General features: G+C 51.0%; 15 protein-coding genes. 10 read left to right on the forward strand and 5 right to left on the reverse strand.

The features are described from left to right. Positions 1-46: 46 nt before the first annotated feature. Positions 47-871 carry a zinc-dependent peptidase gene (locus V7P87_RS08425; RefSeq protein ID WP_333797068.1) on the reverse strand — a complete coding sequence of 275 codons (825 nt, stop codon included), beginning with the start codon at positions 869-871 and terminating at the stop codon, positions 47-49. Between the two features lie 168 nt (positions 872-1,039). Between V7P87_RS08425 and upp the strand changes: the two genes are divergently transcribed. Together upp and V7P87_RS08435 are read left to right on the forward strand one after the other, a co-directional pair. Beyond that, complete coding sequence (gene upp, locus V7P87_RS08430; RefSeq protein WP_333797045.1) at positions 1,040-1,693, forward strand: uracil phosphoribosyltransferase; 654 nt, start codon at positions 1,040-1,042, stop codon at positions 1,691-1,693. 10 nt (positions 1,694-1,703) lie between these two features. Continuing rightward, positions 1,704-3,821 carry a CHASE domain-containing protein gene (locus V7P87_RS08435; protein ID WP_333797046.1) on the forward strand — a complete coding sequence of 706 codons (2,118 nt, stop codon included), beginning with the start codon at positions 1,704-1,706 and terminating at the stop codon, positions 3,819-3,821. 10 nt (positions 3,822-3,831) lie between these two features. Here the strand turns inward: V7P87_RS08435 and V7P87_RS08440 are convergent, their stop codons facing one another. Continuing rightward, positions 3,832-5,169 (reverse strand): DUF3422 domain-containing protein, encoded by a 1,338-nt coding sequence (locus V7P87_RS08440; RefSeq protein ID WP_333797047.1) that lies wholly within the window; start codon positions 5,167-5,169, stop codon positions 3,832-3,834. A gap of 200 nt (positions 5,170-5,369) precedes the next feature. Here V7P87_RS08440 and V7P87_RS08445 point away from each other — a divergent pair, with 200 nt between their 5' ends. Continuing rightward, entirely contained in the window at positions 5,370-6,335 is a 966-nt protein-coding gene (locus V7P87_RS08445) for a sterol desaturase family protein (protein ID WP_333797048.1), read from the forward strand. Then, positions 6,335-6,955 carry a LysE family translocator gene (locus tag V7P87_RS08450; protein WP_333797049.1) on the forward strand — a complete coding sequence of 207 codons (621 nt, stop codon included), beginning with the start codon at positions 6,335-6,337 and terminating at the stop codon, positions 6,953-6,955. Before V7P87_RS08445 ends, V7P87_RS08450 begins: the two co-directional genes overlap by 1 nt. 1 nt (position 6,956) lies before the next feature. Here the strand turns inward: V7P87_RS08450 and V7P87_RS08455 are convergent, their stop codons facing one another. Further along, positions 6,957-8,204 (reverse strand): hypothetical protein, encoded by a 1,248-nt coding sequence (locus V7P87_RS08455; RefSeq protein ID WP_333797050.1) that lies wholly within the window; start codon positions 8,202-8,204, stop codon positions 6,957-6,959. A gap of 122 nt (positions 8,205-8,326) precedes the next feature. Here V7P87_RS08455 and V7P87_RS08460 point away from each other — a divergent pair, with 122 nt between their 5' ends. Next, positions 8,327-9,013, forward strand: a complete 687-nt coding sequence (locus V7P87_RS08460; protein ID WP_333797051.1) for a methylamine utilization protein — start codon at positions 8,327-8,329, stop codon at positions 9,011-9,013. 123 nt (positions 9,014-9,136) lie between these two features. After that, a complete protein-coding gene (tpx, locus tag V7P87_RS08465; protein WP_333797052.1) occupies positions 9,137-9,634 on the forward strand; it encodes a thiol peroxidase in 498 nt (165 codons plus the stop codon). A 132-nt stretch (positions 9,635-9,766) separates the two neighbouring features. On the opposite strand, the gene V7P87_RS08470 is transcribed toward tpx, so the two are convergent. Then, positions 9,767-14,080 carry a hypothetical protein gene (locus V7P87_RS08470; RefSeq protein ID WP_333797053.1) on the reverse strand — a complete coding sequence of 1,438 codons (4,314 nt, stop codon included), beginning with the start codon at positions 14,078-14,080 and terminating at the stop codon, positions 9,767-9,769. Between the two features lie 420 nt (positions 14,081-14,500). Between V7P87_RS08470 and V7P87_RS08475 the strand changes: the two genes are divergently transcribed. From V7P87_RS08475 to V7P87_RS08490, 4 genes are all read left to right on the forward strand, one after another. Next, positions 14,501-15,703 carry a flavin reductase family protein gene (locus V7P87_RS08475; protein ID WP_333797054.1) on the forward strand — a complete coding sequence of 401 codons (1,203 nt, stop codon included), beginning with the start codon at positions 14,501-14,503 and terminating at the stop codon, positions 15,701-15,703. Then, complete coding sequence (locus tag V7P87_RS08480) at positions 15,691-16,779, forward strand: fatty acid desaturase family protein (RefSeq protein WP_333797055.1); 1,089 nt, start codon at positions 15,691-15,693, stop codon at positions 16,777-16,779. Before V7P87_RS08475 ends, V7P87_RS08480 begins: the two co-directional genes overlap by 13 nt. Positions 16,780-16,817: 38 nt before the next feature. After that, positions 16,818-17,624 (forward strand): acyl-CoA thioesterase, encoded by an 807-nt coding sequence (locus tag V7P87_RS08485; protein WP_333797056.1) that lies wholly within the window; start codon positions 16,818-16,820, stop codon positions 17,622-17,624. A 421-nt stretch (positions 17,625-18,045) separates the two neighbouring features. Continuing rightward, positions 18,046-18,729, forward strand: coding sequence for a substrate-binding periplasmic protein (locus V7P87_RS08490; RefSeq protein ID WP_333797057.1), 684 nt, complete (start codon positions 18,046-18,048; stop codon positions 18,727-18,729). 44 nt (positions 18,730-18,773) lie between these two features. Here V7P87_RS08490 and mutH read toward each other — a convergent pair whose 3' ends face one another. After that, positions 18,774-19,445: a DNA mismatch repair endonuclease MutH gene (mutH, locus tag V7P87_RS08495; RefSeq protein ID WP_333797058.1), complete on the reverse strand. Its 672-nt coding sequence runs from the start codon at positions 19,443-19,445 to the stop codon at positions 18,774-18,776. Positions 19,446-19,693 lie beyond the last annotated feature (248 nt).

A 19,693-nucleotide genomic window follows, 5' to 3' on the forward strand; every position in this document is an offset into this window, starting at 1 on the left:
CATCTGAATTTTGGCTGAACTGAACAGCAGGATTTTTTCTGAATTTTTATTGTTGCCACAGCGCCGGATCCAGCCGGTAAAACTGGCGCAGTTGCTGATACAAAGCCGGGTGTTGTTGTTGCATCGCTTGTGGCTGTTCAAAAAACACCTCGGTGGTGACGGCAAAAAACTCGGCCGGATTGGTGGCGGCATAAGGGTTAAATAAAGTGGGGATCCCCAACTTTAGTTGTTGTTGCAGCTGATCAAATTCAGCTGTTAGCACCTGACTCCAGACCCGGTAAGCTTCAGTGCTCGCCAAAAAAGGCGCGCCGTTGGCGATACCGTTTTCCTGATCCAGCTGATGGGCAAATTCATGCAACACCACATTATGGCCGTCTTTGGGATCGGCAGCGCCTTGCAGGCTATCGGGCCAGGACAACACCACTTTGCCCTGTTGCCAGGATTCGCCCAATCGCATTTCTGTGTTGTTGCTGACCACGCCCGCAGCGTCAGTTTGTTGTCCAGGCACCAGATAAGCCGCCGGATACACCAGAATAGTCTGCAGGTTTGGGTATAAAGCGCTGGGGCGGTTGAGCATTAACAGACAAGCCTGAGCGGCGATATTGAGTTTTATCTCATCATTTATCTGCAAACCTTCGCAGCCAATAAACCGTTTTTCAGCAATAAAAAGCTGAATAAGTTTTTTCAGTTTCAGCTGTAAATCCGCCGGCAGGCTGTTATAGAGCGGCAGTTGTCGCTTTAATATTTTGCGCCAGGGCGTTGGAAAAGCCGTGTTGGCAATTTGTTGCTTGAGCCTGCGCTGGCGCCACACCGGCCACAAGATGGCTGCAATCACCAGCAACATCAGGATCACTATCAGACTGTTTTGCATAAAACCCACACATTTTACTCCTGCGCGCGCTGAAATCACCGCTCTGGTCTTTGAAATGGGTCAGCTGCTTTGATTTTTCAAGCAAAACCCTGGCAATTCAGTTGGCGGAAGGCGCAAAAAATGTCATCTTTGTATACACTCTACGCATCCTTGTCAGCGGAAAGACGCATGAACATTTTTCAATTACAACAACAACTTTCAGTCGCTCAGAGCATTCTGGCCCAGCTTCGGGAACCGCAAATTCAGCAAGACCGGATGCGTTTTCGGCTGAACCTGCAGCGCCTCGGCAGTTTACTGGCCTACGAAGTGTCTAAGTCTTTGCCATACCAGCAATTTGAAATTCAAACCGCACTGGGCACGGCTAAAGTGGCAGATTTAGCCGAGCAGCCGGTGCTGATTTGTGTGATGCGGGCGGGCTTGCCGTTTTATCAGGGGTTTCTGGATATGTTTGACCAGGCCGACAGTGGTTTTGTCGGGGCTTACCGGGAAGAAGGCGCAGATGCCAGCGAATTGGATATTTTTTTAGGCTATAGCGCCACGCCCGATATTGCCGGCCGTGATTTGATTTTGGTTGACCCTATGCTGGCAACCGGCTCGTCATTATTAAAAGTGTGGCAATTGTTGCGCAAAAAAGGTGAGCCGCGCAGTCTGCATATTGCTGCCGCTATAGCGGCGCCTGAAGGCATGACACTGTTACAGCAACAGCTTGACTTTCCTGCATCTTTTTGGCTTGGTGCTTTGGATAATAATCTCAACGCCCAGGCTTATATAGTGCCTGGGCTGGGTGATGCCGGTGATTTATGTTTTGGCAGCAAGAACTGACAGGCCCGGTATGATCCAGCGCACATTATTACCACCGCAATTAGCCCCGGAATTAAAAGGCCGGCGCCTGTGGTTGAGCCGGCATAATGCATCGAGCTGGCTGGTGATGGCGCTGATTTTGCCTTTTTTTCTGTATTACTGGTTCAGTTACAGTCAGCAAATTACAAATGAACAACAAGAAATTTTCCAGCAGCATGCCGACGCGTTGGAGCTGAATTTAAAACAGCGGCTGCAGCATTTTGAATTTTTGCTGGGTTCAGGCATGGCTTTTGTCACCTCGTCCGAACAGATCACTCAGGCAGAATGGCAACGTTTTGTTACCGGCCTTGATTTAGACAAACACTACAGTGGTATTCAGGCTTTTGGTTTGGTGAATTACCGTGCTGGTAAAGACATTGCCGCGCTGGAGCAACAAATACGCGCCGATGGTGTCTCTGATTTTACCGTACATCCTGCGGGCGAACGGCCTTTTTACGCTGTGGTGACTCATATTCAACCGCAGAATAATAAAAACAGTGCTGTGCTTGGCTATGACATGTTAACGAATCCGCTGCGGCAAAGAACGGCAATGCGTGCTGCCAGTCTTGGTGGTATCGCCATCACACCGCGGATTTTATTGGCGCAGGATGGTAGCAATGCCGTCGACCCTGGCTTGGTGCTGGTGCAACCCGTGTATAAAGCAGGGGCAGAGCTGTTAAGTGCAGAGCAAAAAATTAACGCGCTGCAGGGTTTTGTTTATGCGGCTTTTCGCGTCAACGACATGATGACGCGGCTTTGGCATAGTGCACAAACCGAACTTGATTTCAGCTGGTATTCGTCGGCACAGCAGGCACCTTCTGATCTGTTATTTCAGCGCCAGTCCGGTCAGTTAGATGGGCCGGCTTTTGTGATGCATAAAGAACTGGAATGGTACGGCCAGCCGTTTTGGTTACAGATCAGCAGCAATGACAATTTTGTAAACAACTACCTGCCGGTGGCCAACTATTGGTTGTTATTTTTTCTGCTGTTGATGATGCTGTTGTTGTTTGGCTTACTGAGCCGGGTAAATCTGCGCCGTTACCATGCTGAGCTGCTGCAACAGGAATTACAACAGCAGCTGCATGCCCAGTATCAGCAACTGATTGCCAATGAACAGCGCCAGGCGCTGGCGCTCAAAGCTAGTCAGCTCGCCTGGTTTGAATTTGATTTATCCACCGGCGATGCTTTTTATTCGGATAATTGGTGGAAATTATTTGGTTTTGCCGGGCCACAACAACATCCGACCGAACAAACCATGCTGGATTTGTTGTTGCCGTCGGAGCGCGACATCTTCCGCCATGACATACAACGTATTCTGGCATCAGGGCCGGAGCAGTTCAGTCAGCGTTATCAGTTTATGCACCGCCAGGGCCAGATATTGTCGGTGCTGATGCAGTGCCAGTTATTGCGGGATGCTGATGGCTCGGCTTTACGTTTGTCCGGTGCTTTGCTGGATCAGACTCATCAGGTGAGCCAAAGTGAACAGCAGCAGCAGTTAATGCGGTTATGTCAGTTTGAAATTGCGGCTGCTGTGGCCAGTTGTCAGTTGTTATTGCAAAAAGATGCTGCAGTGGCTGGCTATCAGCTGGCGCATTTGCACTGGTTAAGTCAGCAGTTCTGCCAGTTGATTTCAGGGGCTGAACCTGTGCAAGCCGTGCCGGTGCGGCTTGATTTTATGCTACTGATGCCAAAGTTGTTACAGGCGTTAGGCCCGGTGGCAATACAACAGCAACTGCATTTAGTCTGGCGGCAGAGCCAAAGCCCTTATGGCCTGGCCGGTCATGAAGGGGTCTGGTGGCAGCTTTGTAGTGATTTATTATTGCTTGCGATGTCGCTGGCCAACAGCAACAGCAGTATTGAAGTTGGTATGGAGTTTTACCCTGGTATTATCAGCTGGCAGGCAGAGCTGGAAGTCGACGCCGAACAAACCGCAAACTTCCTGGCGACGCAAACCAACATTGCCATGTTAGATGGCCCTTCAACAGAAAGTAATAACAGATATTGTGCTTTACTGGCGGCCAAACACTGGGCGTCGGTGCTGGGCGCTGAGCTGAATATCAAGCATGAACAGCAAAAGTTATGGTTTTATCTGACGGTTCGCCAGTCATAAAGCTTTGGTGTCAGTTGTGATGGTCTCGCCCGGGTTTTCTCAGCTGATACCACAATACACTTATCAGCAGCACCACCAGCGGCAAGCTCAGTGCTTGTAGTAACTGCAGCGGCAGTGCAGGCCACAGCAGGCTTAACGAGCTTAAGCCTTTGTCCAGCAGCTGCACGGCATAATAACAAATGGCCACAGTGGATAACCGCTCTACCGCTGTTTGTAACTGCAGTTGTTGCCTTGCTCTTTTTTCCATCGATATCAGCAATTTACTGTTTTGTCGTTCCAGCTGCAGGCTAATGCGGGTGCGCAATAACTCAGTGGAGCGGCCAAGCCGGTTTGATAAACTGCGTTGGCGATTCAGCACCGACTGGGCGGTGCGAAAGGCTGGGGTGAGCCGGCGCTCGGAAAAATCCTGTAATGACATCAGGCCATCCAATGCCGTTTCTTTTAACGCTTTTAGCCGGTCCAGGGTAAGCTGATAATAAGCCACGCTGGCTTCGAGCCGGGCGCTGTTGTTGGCGATCAGATGTTCAGTTTGTGCCGCCATCTGGCTGATTTCCTGCAGCATTTTTTCATCCGACCCCTGCTGCTGTTCAATGCGCTGGGTAATGTCCGACAGTTGTTGCTCCAGGCTATGTAACTGGGACAGTGCCTGACGGGTTAAAGGCCAGCCGAGCAGGCTGAGCTTGCGGTAGTTGCCTAAATCAAACAATTGTTGCACCAGCCGCGCCAAAGCGCTGTCGGACAAACCTTTATCCAGCAGCACCATACGCCCGCCTCCTTCCGGATGTTTACGAAAGTCGGTCCAGATCTGTGCCTGCTGATTGGCAACCAGACTGGAGATACAGTGCTCACTGGCAAACATGGCTGCCAGTGCCTGAGCGCTATGTGTTGTGATGTCTGGCTGCTCTGGCTGTTGTTTGCAGATGAGCAGCTGCACTACGCGAAACAGCTGACCCGGCACTAAATCAAACCAGTCCGGTGCCGGTAAAAATTGTTGTGGATCAGCAAAGTCAGTGCTTTCACCCGGCACAATAAAACTGTAGGTAGAAAACTCACTATGCCGTTCCCAGCGCAATGTAATGTCACCAAGTTGCAGATTAACGTCGCTGTCGCCTTCCTGCAGCTGCACACCGGCCTGCAAGGCCCTTTGTTGCATCAGCGTAAATTCGGCGGCTCTGGAGCCGGTACCAAGGGTGAGCATAAAATGGCAGATGCGACAGGGCGCACTGAGCGCCGGGAAAAACCTTTGTTGTAGTTCTTTTTCCAGCAAATCCCGTTGCGGATGATTTCGGCTTTGCAGCCATGGACTTAACCTTGTGAAATGACTGTCGGGTGTAGACATAGTGGTCATAATTTCCCCCTAGATACGCAGCAGCGTTGCAATAGTGTCCGCTTTGGGTGGCATTGTGATGACAACTGCAAAAATGCCCGCTTTGCTTTTACAAAGCAACAGCTGTACCAAGGGGTGTTTTTAATTAAGTATTTGAAAATGATGGTAAATGTCTGTCTGGTTGCACTTTGGGCTTAGCTGGCTGCAAAATTTCAGTGCAGATGGCACAAAAACAGGGCGCGGATGGGTTTTCTAAAGTGCTGGCTTGGCGTAAAGTCGACAGCTGCGCTTTTGGCAATGTGGTAATGAGGTATAGCGTGATCCCGGTAGAACTGATCCTGATCCTGGCAAGTCCGGTATTTTTTATTTTTATTGCATACGAGTGGTATCAGTCTGAGCGGATGCAACAACATATTTATCAGTGGCGTGACAGCCTTGCCAATCTGATTCTAGCGGCCATGCATCAGGCTGGTGATGCGGTGTCTTTGATATTGTTATTGCCATTTTTTTATTGGCTTAGTAGTTTCGCCATTTTTGACTTGCCTTTTAATACATTAAATTTATTCATTCTTTTTGTACTGCAGGACTTTTTATATTATTGGTTTCACCGCGCTTCACACAGTGTCCGCTGGTTATGGGCTTCTCATGTGGTGCATCACAGCTCGCGTTTAATGAATTTTAGTACCGCCTTTCGCCAAAGCCTGACCTATCCCATCTCCGGCATGTGGTTGTTCTGGACACCGCTGGTGCTGCTCGGGTTTGACGTGAAGCTGGTGCTAGCGGTGGTGGCTATTAATCTGGCCTTTCAGTTTTTTGTGCATACCCGCTGGGGTAAACACTGGGGCCCGCTTGGCCTGATTTTTAATACACCCAGCTGGCATCGGGTGCATCATGCCTGTAATCCGGTTTATATCGATAAAAACTTTGCCGGTGTGCTGGTTATTTGGGATCGGCTGTTTGGCAGTTTTGAGCCTGAGCATGCTGATATTCCCTGTGAATACGGCATTACCGACAACTTTGAGTCGGTGAACCCGTGGACCATCACTTTTTATGAGTGGCGGCGGATCTGGGCCGATTTTTGTCAAAACCGTGGTGTAATGGCAAAATTGCGGGCGCTGTTTGGTGCGCCCAAACCCAGGCTGGATACTCAGCAGTCTGCCACTTCGGAGCAAGGTGGTAGTGTCTGATGATTAATGTCGCTTTATTGTCGGTATTTATTCCCACTTTTTTATTTGTTTCCATTACCCCAGGGCTTTGTATGACGCTGGCGATGACCCTGGGGATCAGCCTTGGGGTGCGTCGCACCTTGTGGATGATGTGGGGCGAAATGCTGGGGGTTGCCATAGTGGCAACCAGCGCAGTGCTTGGTGTGGCGGCGATACTACTGAGTATGCCGGCGCTCTTTACCGCTTTTAAATGGTTGGGTGGTCTCTACCTTTGTTATGTTGGTGTGCAGATGTGGCAGTCCAAAGGCAAGCTGGCAATACCGGAACCTGGTGCTGTTTCCCAGGTATCCAGACGCCAGCTGTTCTGGCAGGGGCTGGTGACTGCGGTTTCCAACCCCAAAGGCTGGGCTTTTCATATGGCGTTATTACCGCCTTTTATCGACGCTAAACTGCCATTCTGGCCACAGCTGGCGGCGCTGCTGGCTATTATTCTGCTGCTGGAATTTGGCTCATTATTGTTATATGCGAGCGGCGGTAAAGCGCTGCGGCTGATATTTGCTGAAGATAAAAATGTGCGGTTATTAAACCGAATCGCTGGCAGTTTGATGTTAGGCGTTGGCGTGTGGCTGATTGCGGTTTAACTCAGTCAAACCGCCAGTTGAATAAAAAATTCAGCTGCGAAAAGCTTTTATCCTTTGGCCAGTCGGGCCACTGAGCCCGGTTTGGCTGCATGCTGTGCAGCTTCTGCCATTCGACCGACAGGTTCAAATGTGGGTTTAGCGGATATTGAGCGGCCAGCATCCAGCCATGGCCTTTGCCGTTATTGTCATCACCGGGATATTGGTCTTTATCCTGCTGCAAAAAGTGATCGTAGCGCACACTCCACTGTATCTTTGCTGATTGTAATGCCAGCAGTACAAACCAGCTGCGATAAGATAGATCCACAGCTTTGGGCCCCATTTCAGTCCGGCCATTCAGATGTTGTGCCACCAAACGCAGCTGTTCATGCAGCTGTTGTTGCCAGGCCAAACTCTGAAAAGAAGTACGCCAGGCGTACTGGCCATGGCGAAAAACCAGTGGATCTGCATTGTTGTCATAATGATAAAACCTGAGTTCTGTATTGTCGCGGTGCAACCAATGGACACCGGCATAATAACCCACACGATGATCCAGCTCCCGGCTTGGTTGTACCCAGTCTGGCTGTGCTGCTAAACCGCCACTGCGTATGCTCGGATAATTGGCAAAACGCACCCGCTCGCCAATATTGCTCTGATAATTGTGGATGGCAAAACCACGCCAGCTCAGTATTGTGCCCAGCGGATCATTACCCTGAAAAAAACCTGCGACCAGCTGATAACTTTGGGCTGACTGAAAAAAACGGCCCGGCCGGCTTACACTAAATTCGGCACCCCGGGCACGCAATTCTTCAGCAAACCAGCTGTTAATAGCGGAGAAACTGCTGCTGTAGGGCGAACTCCAGGCGATATCCGTATTTTCCAGCGACATCGAGGGATAAAACCACCCGGCGCGTGCGCTCAGACGATAACCCTGAAAGGGCAATGGCTGGTAACTGAGCCAGGCTTCAGTCACACCAAATTGCTGGCTGGGTTTGTCATGCCATTGGGCATGCACTGTGCCTGACCAATGGTCGCTGAGATCAGCACCGAGCGCCAGTAACTGTGGGCCAAACAGAAGACCGCTGTGATCTGCTGCCAGCTGACCTGTGCCCCCTTGCCACCAGGGGCGTAATCCGCGGATTTGCCCGGCCACCTGCGCCAGACCCACTTCGCCTTTGGCGCTTAGTCGCAAACCCGGTTTCAGCTCTGCGCCAGAGGCAAAACTGCCGTAAAGGAGTGGAATAAAGGCAAGACAAAACAGACGACAACGCATAAAGTTCAACTGCAACAAGGATGAATTGCGCAAGCATAGCAGCAGTTTATCAGGGACACAGCAGTGAAAGCGGCTGTTATACTGCAGCAGCAGAGCAAAAAAGCCGTTAAGGAGCAGACTAAATGAGCGCAAAACAAATAAGAATGCTGAGTTGGGCTGCCGGCGTGTTCAGTTGTGTGATGTGCAGTACTGTGCTGGCCGGCACTTTGGAAGTGCAGCTGACTGATCAGCAGGGTTTGCCGCTCGAAGACGCTGTTGTGGAGTTATACGATCCAACAAGCCAGGTACAGGCCACCGGTATTCAAGAGGTTGCGCAGCAGGACTTAACCTTCAGGCCTTTTGTGTCGGCTGTGCAGGTTGGGACCAAAATTGATTTTCCGAATCAGGATAAAACCCGCCACCATGTGTATTCCTTTTCACCGGCCAAAACTTTTGAACTGAAGTTGTATGCAGGCAAGCCGGAAGCACCGTTACTCTTTGATAAAGCAGGCATAGTGGCGCTTGGCTGTAACATTCACGATTATATGCAGGCATATATTTACGTTGGCGAAAGCGCCTATCTGGCAGTGACAGATAACAAGGGCATCGCAGTTTTTTCTGATGTCCCTGATGGGCCTTATCAGCTGAAACTCTGGCATCCGTGGCAGGATCAACAAGTGGATCCAAAGCAGTTGACCTTGCCAGCCGGCACACTTCAGTTGCAGCTGAGCGTCACCCGCCAGGTCAAACCCAGCAGACCAAAAAAAGGTTTTGGCAATAATTATCAGGCCGCGGCCTTGAAAAGCCAGCTGCACGCCGCTACTTACTGAATCATTGTGTAAGTTCAGTGGCCAAGGGCAGGTGATAGCAGTAGATGGTTCACCCATCCCGGCCACTTTTAACCCGTTCGGATCAGTTCAGATCACAATCTAAAAGCGACTAAGGAATACAAGATGGCAACAGTAACGTTAAAAGGTAACCCATTTCAGACCGTCGGCAACTTACCGGCAATTGGTGCCAAAGCACCGGCGTTCACCTTAACAGGCGCTGGTCTTGCGGATGTGAAGTTAAGTGACTTTGCTGGCAAAAGACTGGTACTGAATATTTTCCCAAGTGTGGATACGCCTACCTGTGCCACTTCAGTCCGCACTTTTAACAAGGCGCTGAGCAGCCTGCAAAACACTGTGGTACTTAACGTGTCTGCCGATTTACCTTTTGCTCAGGCCCGTTTTTGTGGTGCTGAAGGTTTGGAAAACGTGCAAAACGGCAGTAGCTTCCGTAGCAGCTTTGGCCAGGACTATGGCGTGACTTTTGCCAATGGCCCATTGGCAGGTTTGTTGTCACGTGCTGTGGTGGTGATTAACGAACAAGGCACTGTGGTGCACACTGAGCAAGTGGCAGAAACTGCCGATGAGCCAGGTTATGAAGCTGCATTAAAAGTACTGAACTAAGTTGCCGGCCCCAGCCTCTGGCTGCGGGCAAAACAGCAACTAAAAAAACAAAGGCCGCTATGCGGCCTTTGTTGTTATTGGCTAAAAGTTATGGTGTGCCTGTTGTTTCCTGCCCGCCGGCAACAACTGCCGTTATTGCCTGGTGTTTTCGGGTTTTTCATCATCCGTTCTGATGCCTGACTGTGCCGGGGCTTGTTCGGCCGCAGTTGGTGCCGGCCAGAAACCACCTGCACTCAGCTGCTGCCAAACCCAGGGCAGCCAGCGTGTCAGTGCAGTGGCCAGCCATAAAGACCACAACAACATCGAGAGCTGATAACACCAAAGTGGTAACGACAACACCCAGGCAACCGGCAGTTGGGCAGAACTCAGATCCTGATACCAGTAGAGCTGCTGCTGATAGGAGCCATTACCCATAAGCTGCATATCAGGCGCTGACAACAAACCATAAGGAATAGCCGAAAATAAGGCTAACAGCGCACTGATACTTAACAGCACTAGCGCAATCTGGCTGAGTTTCTCAGAAGTGCCCTGCAATGTACCGTTGAACTGACCTCTTTTACTAACGGCTAACAGCCATAAAGTGATCAGCAGCGGGATCCAGAAGCTGACAGTGCAAATGCCGGTAAAGAGCAACAACCAGTGCCGGCGGCGCAGCGGACTCTGGATCAGGCGTGGCAGCACCATTGCCAGCAGTAACATCACTGCCAGCATGCCCCAGAATAACAAAGCGGGCCCAATATCCGGACCTCCGACGGCTAGGATCCAGCGATCAGGTGCCAGTTGCAGTTGCAGATAAATATTCGCCGCAGCAAGCGGCAGGCTAAAGCCTGGGGTAGTTAACAGCACAGGCTGGGCCATGTTATTGGTGAAGTTCAGCTGCAGTTGTTGCCGGCCTGGTTTCAGTTGTACTGTCAGTTGCTGTTGATTTACCGTCAGTGGCAAAGTCACACCATCAAGGCTGACCGACTGCAGTTTGGTGTCTTTTGGCAAAGGCAGGCTGAAACTTTGTGCCTGACTGGCGTTTAGTTGCAGCTTTAACTCAATATCACTGCTGCGGTTGCCCTGATGCTGCTGCAACATCAACTGCTGGATGGTCAGCATCTCACCCTCAACCGGCTGCGGCTGACTGATAGTCAGTTGTAAGCTTTCACCTGGCCAGGGCCGCCATAAAGACGGCAGCGGGCTTTGTGCTGTGCTGATGGCCGGTAATCCTTCACTGGCAATATGCCATTTGGGGGCTGCACTTAGCTGCCAAATCTCAGTGTATTGTTGCTGGGAAGGGCTGGTAAGCTTTAAAAGCTCAATGGGTTTCAGGCTGGATTGCCAGCTGATGGACTGCTGTTCAGCATTGAGTTGCAGCGCCAGCGCACCATCAACCACGGGCAGCGGTGTCAGTGGCGTTTCACCGTCCAGCAGCGCAATTTTAAGCTGCAACTGCTGTTGGGACATGCCAGTGCGCCTGAGGGTAGAGGTGATTTGCCATTCCAGTCCTAAGCTCAGCTGCCGCTCCAGCACCGCATAAGCCGGTACATTTTGTGTAACTGCCCCTGAACTAAAAGTTTTGCTGTTATTTTGATTGTTGTCCCTGGCCAGTTGCTCCAGGCGTAACTGTTTTCTTGCTTGCTCCAGGCTTTGTAGATCATTTAGATCGCTGCTGTCGGGCATCAGGCGCCAGCGCTTCAGCTGATTATCCAGCTGATGCCAGGCACTGCCAAAACTTAAGCTTAATTGGCTTTCTTCCGGGCTTATCCAGAGTTCAAGCTGATGCCGGCCTTTCGGCAGATATAACCAGCTTTGCTGCGCCTGCTGGAAAATAGCAGCATTGGCCTGATTGAGCCTGGCAAGTTTCAGTCTGTTGGCGGCAACAGGCAAAAGCCAGGCGGTTTCGGCCTGACTATCCAGCTGCAGCTGCAGTTTGATATGTTCAGGATCGTCACTGATCACAAGCTGATTGATGCTGGTGCAACTTGGTAAACACTGTGGGCTTTGTAACAGCCGCTGCTCCAGCTCGGTTAACAGCTGTGCATCTGGAAAACCAGTCGCCAAAGCGGGGGAGGGTTGCATCAATAACGCCCCCGGCAACACCAGGCTCAACACCAGGGCTGCGCGGCCTGGCAGGCCAGCACTGAGCCGTACCCAGATGTTGGCCTGCGTTAGTTTGCCACCAGTCAATGGCCGGCACAGCTGCCATAACAACACAAACAACAGCAGCACAGTCACCAGATTACCCAGACGGTTCAGCCAGGCAGGTACCAGATAAAGCCGGGTTTGTTCTTCGGCAAGCAGTGGTCCTTGCCAGAATAACTCCACCCGCTGCCAATGCCAATCCGGTTCGGCTGGCCCGGTCTGAACACGGGCATTGGGGTCGGTTTGCAGCAGAGGGGCTGGTGCATTGATGGCATATGAGCTGCTGTAAGATGACAGTTTCCTTTGTGCTTTTTTGGCTACCTCTGCAACATCCATTCTGGCCTCTACAGTCGCGTCACTTTGAGGAGCAGGTGCACCCTGCGCAGCTGGCGCTTCGGCTATCGCGGTTTCAGCCATGGCACTTTCTTCGTGGTATTGGCTGCTCTGTGACTGTATTTGCTGATAAGGTCGTTCCAGTTGCGGGTAAATGGCCTGGCGGATCTGCTCCACACTAAAGGGCAGCAAAATCAGCAACACCAGCAGCAGATTCAGATACAGTGCTTTTTTCAGCCAGGTCTCGGCTTTAGCTTTGGCCAGTGGCAACAGCGCCAGCAAGGCCAGCAGACTGAGCCAGCTCCACTGTGGTGCATCATCACGCTGGTAACTCAGCACTAAGGCAGCAAGAGCCAGCAAGCCGACCGGCCAGCCCAGTAACCTTGCGCTCGCCACACTAAATAACAACACAAAAAAGATATCCCACAAGGTCCACTGTTCCAGCACAGTGCCCTGCAGGCGGTCAGCACCGCTAGCGGTAAATAACGACCAGCCAGGCGGCAGTTGTAACTGCCAGCTCACTTCACTAAAGCTGCTTTGCCAGCCGCTCACCGGTAGCACCGGGCCCGCTTCGATACGGCTGATGCTGTGAAGGTTGATTGGGTTTTGCCTGATTTCAACACCGGCTTCGCGCTCTGGCAATTGAGTGATGAGCTGCGCTTCGCCACCGAGCGCCACCCGTCCCAGCTGATAACCAGGCTGAACTTCGAGTCTGGCCTGACTATACAAAGAGCCACTGATCTGGTCGCTTGCGGTCAGCGTCTCACCGGAAAAATCCAGCCACAGGCGTTTTGTCAGTCGCAGCTGATCCGATGCTGCGCCGCCACCACGCTGCAGTTGCGTCAGAGTCAGAGTACTGTTTTCATCCATGGTGTACAGCGGATATTGTTGCCAGTCAGCTGGCACCTGGGTTTGGTTTGGATCCAGGCTGTTGACGCCTGTCAGGTCGACAGTGCGCAGTTCGGTTTGGGCCACAAAAGCCCAGATTTCCCGGGCAGGCAAAGGCGCAGCCGCTTTTGGCAGTTGCAGTTGTTGTACTGGCTGAAAGCTCACAGCGTCCAGTTGCAGCTGATACTGGCCGGCACTAAGCTGCAGATGCAGTGCGCCTTTGTCATCCATCAGCGCCGGTAGGTCGCTGTACAAAGCTTCGGCAAAAAAGCCTGGCAATAACAAGGTATCCAGGCGCTGTTCGCGCGATTTACCGCTGACTTCAAGTTGCAGCGTTGTGGTTAATCTGGCCGGAATGTCATCGCTCAGGCGGCGAAATACCTTGATCTGCAGCTGATCGCTGCTTTGTTCAGTATCCGCCTTCGGTTGTTGCAGCCATAGTTCGGTGCCCAGTTTTTTTGGTTGCAGCACTGGGGTGCCAAACAGCTTCAGGCTGATCACACCACTTTGCTCTGGCACGCTCAGCCGTGGTGGCATTTGTGGCCAGCGAAATTCCCCCTGTATCTGCCAGCGTCCTGCACTCAGATAAAACTGGGGGACACCGTCCTGATCCCGCAGTGCTACGGCGCTTTTATTGCCGTCTTTATTCTGTTCAACCTTACTGGCCTCAACCTGTTGGGGCCAGCTTCTGACATCACCGGGCAGACTGACCCAACCCTCAGCAAACAGCTGCAGCTGATAGACAAAACGGCCACCTTGTTGCTCTGTTTCCAGCACCAGACTTTCACTCCACTGGCACTGTTGTGTCTGTTGTGCCTGGGGCGCCGCCAGCCAGGGACAAGGATGTGTCGGATGAGCGGCCAGCACCCAATCTTGCCAGGGGGTTAATTCAGCAGGGATGTCTGGGCTTTGCTGCTGGGCAAAGGCGGTTGGCAACAGCAGCAGTAGCCAAGATGCGGCAAGCTGAGCCGGTACTTTTGTTAAGCACTTTGCCCATAAGCTTGCCGTTGGTGTTGCTTGTAAAAACAAGGCAGCGGCAGCGTTCTGGGCAGAAGTAAAAAGGCGTTGGGTAAAATTCAGGGCAACACGCAAAGTCATAGTCCGTTCCTGTGTTGATTGCCGGAAGCTTCATTGCTGCTGCGGCTTGTTCAGTGTAACTGTGTTGTTGCCAGTTCTAACAGTCTGCTGTTGATTTTGTTGTGTTTTTTCTTGTTAAAAATGGTGGTGTTAAATCTTTGAACCAATTTTTTAATGAGCTCAGAAGCCAAAACACATCAGTTGTTGCTTATGCAGGACTGTGCCTGGCCTCTGCAGGCTATTTTGCTCCCTTAGAAATTTTGCGTACAACTGTACTTTTATTTGGCGCACAAGTGTTCGCTTAATAAGTTGACTGAAGCTGGGTGAATAGTGTTTTTTAGCGCTTTTATTGGCTTGCGGGCGGGTGAATAATAAAAATTCAGCTGGTCTAAATGAAAAAAATAGAGTACAAATGTGCGCTGAAAATTTATGGTGTACATGATGCGGTCTGTTCAATCTTCTAAACTGAATTCAAATCGCCAGTCCTTGGCTGGTGTTTTCCGGCGTCTTTGGCGCTTATGTTGTCAAATAGCGCTGGTGCAAAGTGGGCTTCGCAGTTATCTGGAGCCGGTTATCCGGTTGTTTTGGCCAAACTATCGGGCTGGTCTGCAAAGTGCCACTCTGCTCTCGGTGCGTCAGCAACAAGGTTATTTGCAACTGCTGCTCAAAGCAGGTCGTGCTTTTGCCGGTTTTGTGCCGGGCCAACACCTGGATCTGACAGTTGAGCTTCACGGTGTTTTAATCACCCGCACTTTTAGCATCAGTTCGTCACTGCAGCAGTTTTTGCAAAACCGCACTTTACAGTTGACCATCAAGGTACAGCCCCATGGCGGTTTAACACAGCAACTTTTGGCCAGGGCAGGTGAGCCACTGCCTTGTTATATCAGCCAGGCCCGAGGTGACTTTGTGCTGGAGCAAAACCAAAGTGCCTTGATTCTGGCTGCCGGCAGCGGTATTACCCCTGTGCATGCGATGCTGAGCTCGTTAAGCCGGCTGACCCGTCCCATCACACTGATTTACAGCTACCGCGGCGGTGGCAATTTGTTGTTTGCCGACAGTTGGCCACAGCTGCAAAAACGTTTTCCGTTACTGAATATCATACTGCGGGACACCAGTACCGAAGGCCGTTTGAGTGGCACTGAGTTCAGCGCTGCGCTAAGCGCCCTCAAAGATCGAGACTGCAGTTGCGCCTCTGTTGTACAACAGCCCGCCACAGGCGAGCCTGTGTTTTATCTGTGCGGCCCTCTGGCTTTTAGTCAGTACTGGCAACAACAGGCCAAAGCACTTGGCATCAGCAAGATCCGCCAGGAATCTTTTGGTCTGAGTCAACAAAGTCATGGCGAAGCTGTGCCGGTCAGCGTTACTCAGCATGGCCGTACTTTGCAGTTTCACAGTCAGGGTAATTTACTCAAGAGCCTGGAGCAGGCCGGTTTGGCGCCGCGTTATGGCTGCCGCCGTGGCATTTGTATGCAGTGTTTGTGTACAAAAACTGCAGGGCAAGTGCGCAACGAGCTGACCGGGCAAATTTCAGATGCCGGTGCCGGGCTGGTACAACTTTGTATCAGCACCGCTTTAACAAAACTTGAATTACAACTGGATGCCGTAAGCACAACAGCACAGGACAACACCCCATGCACAAATTAACCTCACAGCAACTGGATGCACTGGCCGCCGAGCTTGATGCGCTGGCAGCGCAAACCCGCGCCAAAGTAGGCGCCCAGGATGCCCGTTATCTGGAACGGGTATTATTAGTGCAGCGGCTATCGGTCTGGACAGGGCGGCTTTTATTGCTCGGTATTTTCTGGTCGCCCTGGCTTTGGCTGTTGGGGGTGCTGCTGCTGGCGCTTGGCAAAATTCTCGACAATATGGAAATTGGTCACAATGTGCTGCATGGTCAATACGACTGGATGCAACATCCTTATTTAAATTCACGGCAGTTTGAGTGGGATATTGCCTGTGATGCGAAATCCTGGCAGCGCACCCATAATTTTGAACACCACACTTACACCAATATTATTGGCAAAGACCGCGACTTTGGTTATGGCCTGCTCAGGCTTAGCAACGACTTTCGCTGGCGGCTGCGCAACCTGTGGCAGTTTGTCACTTATCTGATGTTAAGCACTTTGTTTCAGTGGGGCGTTTCTTATCATGAGCTGGCGGCGCAGCGGGTGTTTTTTGGTAAAAAGAAAAATGACCGTCATTCGCAAGTGTCTGATAAAGACCTTAAAAAGGCCTTTTTTGGCAAAGGATTACGCCAGTTATCGAAAGACTATCTGCTGTTTCCGCTGCTCTGTTTTCCGCTGTTTTTTGAAGTGCTGCTTGGCAATCTGCTGGCCAATATCCTGCGTAACTGGTGGACAGCTACAGTGATATTTTGCGGCCATTTCACCAAAGATGTGTATGTCTTTCAGGCCAAAGACTGTAAAAACGAAAGTCGCGGTCACTGGTATTTACGGCAGATGCTGGGCTCATCTAATTTTACCGGACCACGCTGGTTTCACATTCTGACCGGTCACTTAAGCTGTCAGATTGAACACCATTTATTTCCGGACTTGCCCGCTTACCGATACCCTGAGCTGGTGCCAAAGGTGCGTGCTATTGCTGATCGTTATCAGATCCCTTATAACAGTGGCAGTTTTATTCGTCAGTATGCCACTGTACTACAACGTATTTTGCGTTATTCGTTGCCGGTGGGAACTGCCGCTGCAACAAAAAACTAACGCACACCAGTGACAGACAACAGAAGCAGGAATTGATGATGGATTTTGTGAACTGCCTTTCACAACTGCAGCAAAGCGAAGGCGATTCTGCAGTTTTTCAGGTGCCGGATAACTGGGGGCAGGGCCGGGCCTTGTTTGGTGGTATAGCCGCGGCTTTGGCACTGCAGTATCTGTCGGGCTGGGTGACTGAGGGCATCAGGCTGCGCTCGTTGACGGTGTCTTTTGTGGCACCCCTGGCGCCCGGGAACGCGACTGCAACTAGGCGGCTGCTGCGTCAGGGCAAATCCGTGGTACAGGCCCAGGTTGAGTTATCGCAGCATGGCCAGGTTGCACTGGTGTTATTGGCAAGTTTTGGCGTGGCTCGGCCTTCAGCGGTGCAACTCAAGGCTGCACAGCAAGCAGCTATACCGGCAGAACCCACAGGTCTGACTTTGCCAGACTCTGCCGTAGTGCCTGAATTTACCCGCCATTTTGACTATCGGATAAGCCATGGTGGCTTGCCGTTTAGCGGAGTACAAAGCGTTGATTTTGGTGGTTTTGTGCGTTTTCGACAGCCAAAACAGCAGTCAGATAAAGCGTGCAGCCTGATGCAGTTGCTGGCACTGATTGATGCCTGGCCGCCGGCAACTTTGCCCTGGCTGACCAGTCCGGCGCCTGCCAGCACTTTATGCTGGACGCTGGAGCTGTTGACTGACCATCTCGAAGCAGCTGCGGATGACTGGTGGTCTTATCTGGCACAGATTGACGCCGCCGCTGATGGTTATGGCCATATTCAGGCGAAAGTGCATGATAAACACGGCATTTTAGTCGCACTGAGCCGTCAGACAGTCGCGTTATTTGGTTAATTGCGGCATAAAAATAACCGGCACACAGGGCGCTGCTGCCGGTTATTTATCGGTATTTTTTGCTAACAGTCTGTTTTTAGACTTTTTATATCCACTGAACCACCTGAAAAGAAAGCCAGACACAAAACGCACGCTTTAAAAATTATGCACTAAGCTTGGTTTGGATAGACCAACATAAGAGGCGCATATGAACAATTCAGCCTTTCTTTTCAATTTAAAGTTGTTGTTTCTACAAGTTTTTCTTCTGATAAGTCTGCTGCTGTTGGGCGGATGTGAGCCTGCAGCAGTTAAACCTGAAACAGCGAAGCCACAAGCGATAGCACCATCAGCTGCAACTACTGCTGCGGCAGAGCCACAAGCTTCTGCCAATCCGCCTGCTGCGAGTGTTGCAGCCGAAGCAAAACCCGCTTGTGAGCTCAGGTTGGGTTTTGAAACCTGGGAACCCTATCAATATATCGGCATGGATCAAAAACCAGGTGGGCTGGACATTGAGCTGGTGCAGGCCATTGCCAGCAAGATGTCCTGTACTCTGGTCACACAGCACAGCAACTGGCTTGAGCTGGTGGCAGCGCTAAAAGAAGGTAAAGTCGACTTGTTAATGGGCTCTTCCATGACACCTTCAAGGCAAGAATTTGCACACTTTTCAGATCCTTACCGAAAAGAGCAATTTGTACTTTTTGTGCGCTCTGCCGATGCCGCCGGTTTGCCACAAAATACCATTGGCGACTTTATCGCTGCTGGTAAAAAACTGGGTATTGTCAGTGAATATTATTATGGTCCTGAATTGACCGAGCTTTACAGCAATGAAACTTATAAAAGCCAGTTTATTGAAGCCCAGCTCAGTGAGCTGAATATCGCGCGGTTAGTGGACGAAGATATTGACGGTATGCTGGAGGACAAATTTGTTGGAGTTTCCATGCTCAGGCGCAAAGGCCTGGATAGGGAAATTGGTCAGCACAGTATTACTCTTGGCAATACCGATGTGTATGTGATGTTCAGTAAAGCCACGGTAAAGCCTGAAACAGTGGCCGCTTTTAACAAAGCTCTGGCTGAGATCAAACAAAATGGTGAATACGACGCCGTATTGGCACGCTACCAATTTTAACTGGCAGCAGTTTTAAGCAGCAGTCGTTTTAAACCACGACAGTGTTAAACAAGGTCGCCAAACTGGCGCTGTAAGATGGCGGCCGTAAAGGCCGCTTTTAAATAAAAACCGCGGGGCAGGGTCTGGATGGGTTCACCATCCCGGCCTACAGCTTCTGTCAGAGCCTTGCTGTTAGCGGCTTTTGGCCTCAGTTGTAATACCTTGCCATGCGCGCCTTTAATTTCATCAATGCCACCCAGCACTATCAGCTCCATCAGCTCTTCCCAGTCCTGTTGCAACAAGGCCTGTTGCTCTGCATCCGGCTGCCACAAAAAGGCGGTGCCAATGACCCTTTCTGCCAGCGGCACTGAGCGTTCAGCCCAAATCGGTACCCAAAGGACGTGGCTGAGTTTACGGCACACCCAGGAGCTGTGCCATTGCTGCAATCCGACCTCGGTCAGTGGCGCCGTGCACACATAGGTGCTTTCCAGTGGTTTGCCTCTGGCATCCACCGGCAGGGTTTTTAATTCAATACCAAGATGTGGAAAGTCGGGTTCGGCTTTAGAGCCACTGCTGGCTCCGAGCGCCAGCTCCAGCATCTGGCCCACTATGCCTTTGTCACGCAATAAATTTGCCGGCAAAGTGACCCCAAGCTGGTCTGCAACTTCACCCAGAGTGAGGCCGGCAAGTAACTGGCAACGGCTTAATAATTCGGCAAGGGTCAGGGGGGCTGTCATGGCTTACAGACTCGTTTTGATAACTATCGGCAAACTATCATTTTTTTGTTGATTTGACTGGTTAATTTAGCAGCAATCCAACTTATGCACAGAAAAAATGACTGTGCATTCGCGGAAGTTTTTGTTCAAGTATATGAAATATATAATAAATATTGAATTTGTGTGATTCTGAAAGTCATAGGCTAAAAAGTTATTCAGGGATAAGAACAAGGATATGCACAGATTTATCGACAGAGGCTGTGCAGAAG

It is taken from the genome of Rheinheimera sp. (genome assembly GCF_036782235.1).
In the GTDB taxonomy this organism is placed as follows: Bacteria; Pseudomonadota; Gammaproteobacteria; order Enterobacterales; family Alteromonadaceae; genus Pararheinheimera.

Bases quoted from the DNA above. Each gene is read 5' to 3' on its own strand.
- V7P87_RS08470 (WP_333797053.1), bottom strand. From the start codon at position 14,080: ATGACTTTGCGTGTTGCCCTGAATTTTACCCAACGCCTTTTTACTTCT.
- V7P87_RS08425 (WP_333797068.1), bottom strand. From the start codon at position 871: ATGCAAAACAGTCTGATAGTGATCCTGATGTTGCTGGTGATTGCAGCC.
- V7P87_RS08440 (WP_333797047.1), bottom strand. From the start codon at position 5,169: ATGACCACTATGTCTACACCCGACAGTCATTTCACAAGGTTAAGTCCA.
- tpx (WP_333797052.1), top strand. From the start codon at position 9,137: ATGGCAACAGTAACGTTAAAAGGTAACCCATTTCAGACCGTCGGCAAC.
- mutH (WP_333797058.1), bottom strand. From the start codon at position 19,445: ATGACAGCCCCCCTGACCCTTGCCGAATTATTAAGCCGTTGCCAGTTA.
- V7P87_RS08475 (WP_333797054.1), top strand. From the start codon at position 14,501: ATGCGGTCTGTTCAATCTTCTAAACTGAATTCAAATCGCCAGTCCTTG.
- upp (WP_333797045.1), top strand. From the start codon at position 1,040: ATGAACATTTTTCAATTACAACAACAACTTTCAGTCGCTCAGAGCATT.
- V7P87_RS08455 (WP_333797050.1), bottom strand. From the start codon at position 8,204: ATGCGTTGTCGTCTGTTTTGTCTTGCCTTTATTCCACTCCTTTACGGC.
- V7P87_RS08485 (WP_333797056.1), top strand. From the start codon at position 16,818: ATGGATTTTGTGAACTGCCTTTCACAACTGCAGCAAAGCGAAGGCGAT.
- V7P87_RS08445 (WP_333797048.1), top strand. From the start codon at position 5,370: ATGGCACAAAAACAGGGCGCGGATGGGTTTTCTAAAGTGCTGGCTTGG.
- V7P87_RS08480 (WP_333797055.1), top strand. From the start codon at position 15,691: ATGCACAAATTAACCTCACAGCAACTGGATGCACTGGCCGCCGAGCTT.
- V7P87_RS08460 (WP_333797051.1), top strand. From the start codon at position 8,327: ATGAGCGCAAAACAAATAAGAATGCTGAGTTGGGCTGCCGGCGTGTTC.
- V7P87_RS08435 (WP_333797046.1), top strand. From the start codon at position 1,704: ATGATCCAGCGCACATTATTACCACCGCAATTAGCCCCGGAATTAAAA.
- V7P87_RS08450 (WP_333797049.1), top strand. From the start codon at position 6,335: ATGATTAATGTCGCTTTATTGTCGGTATTTATTCCCACTTTTTTATTT.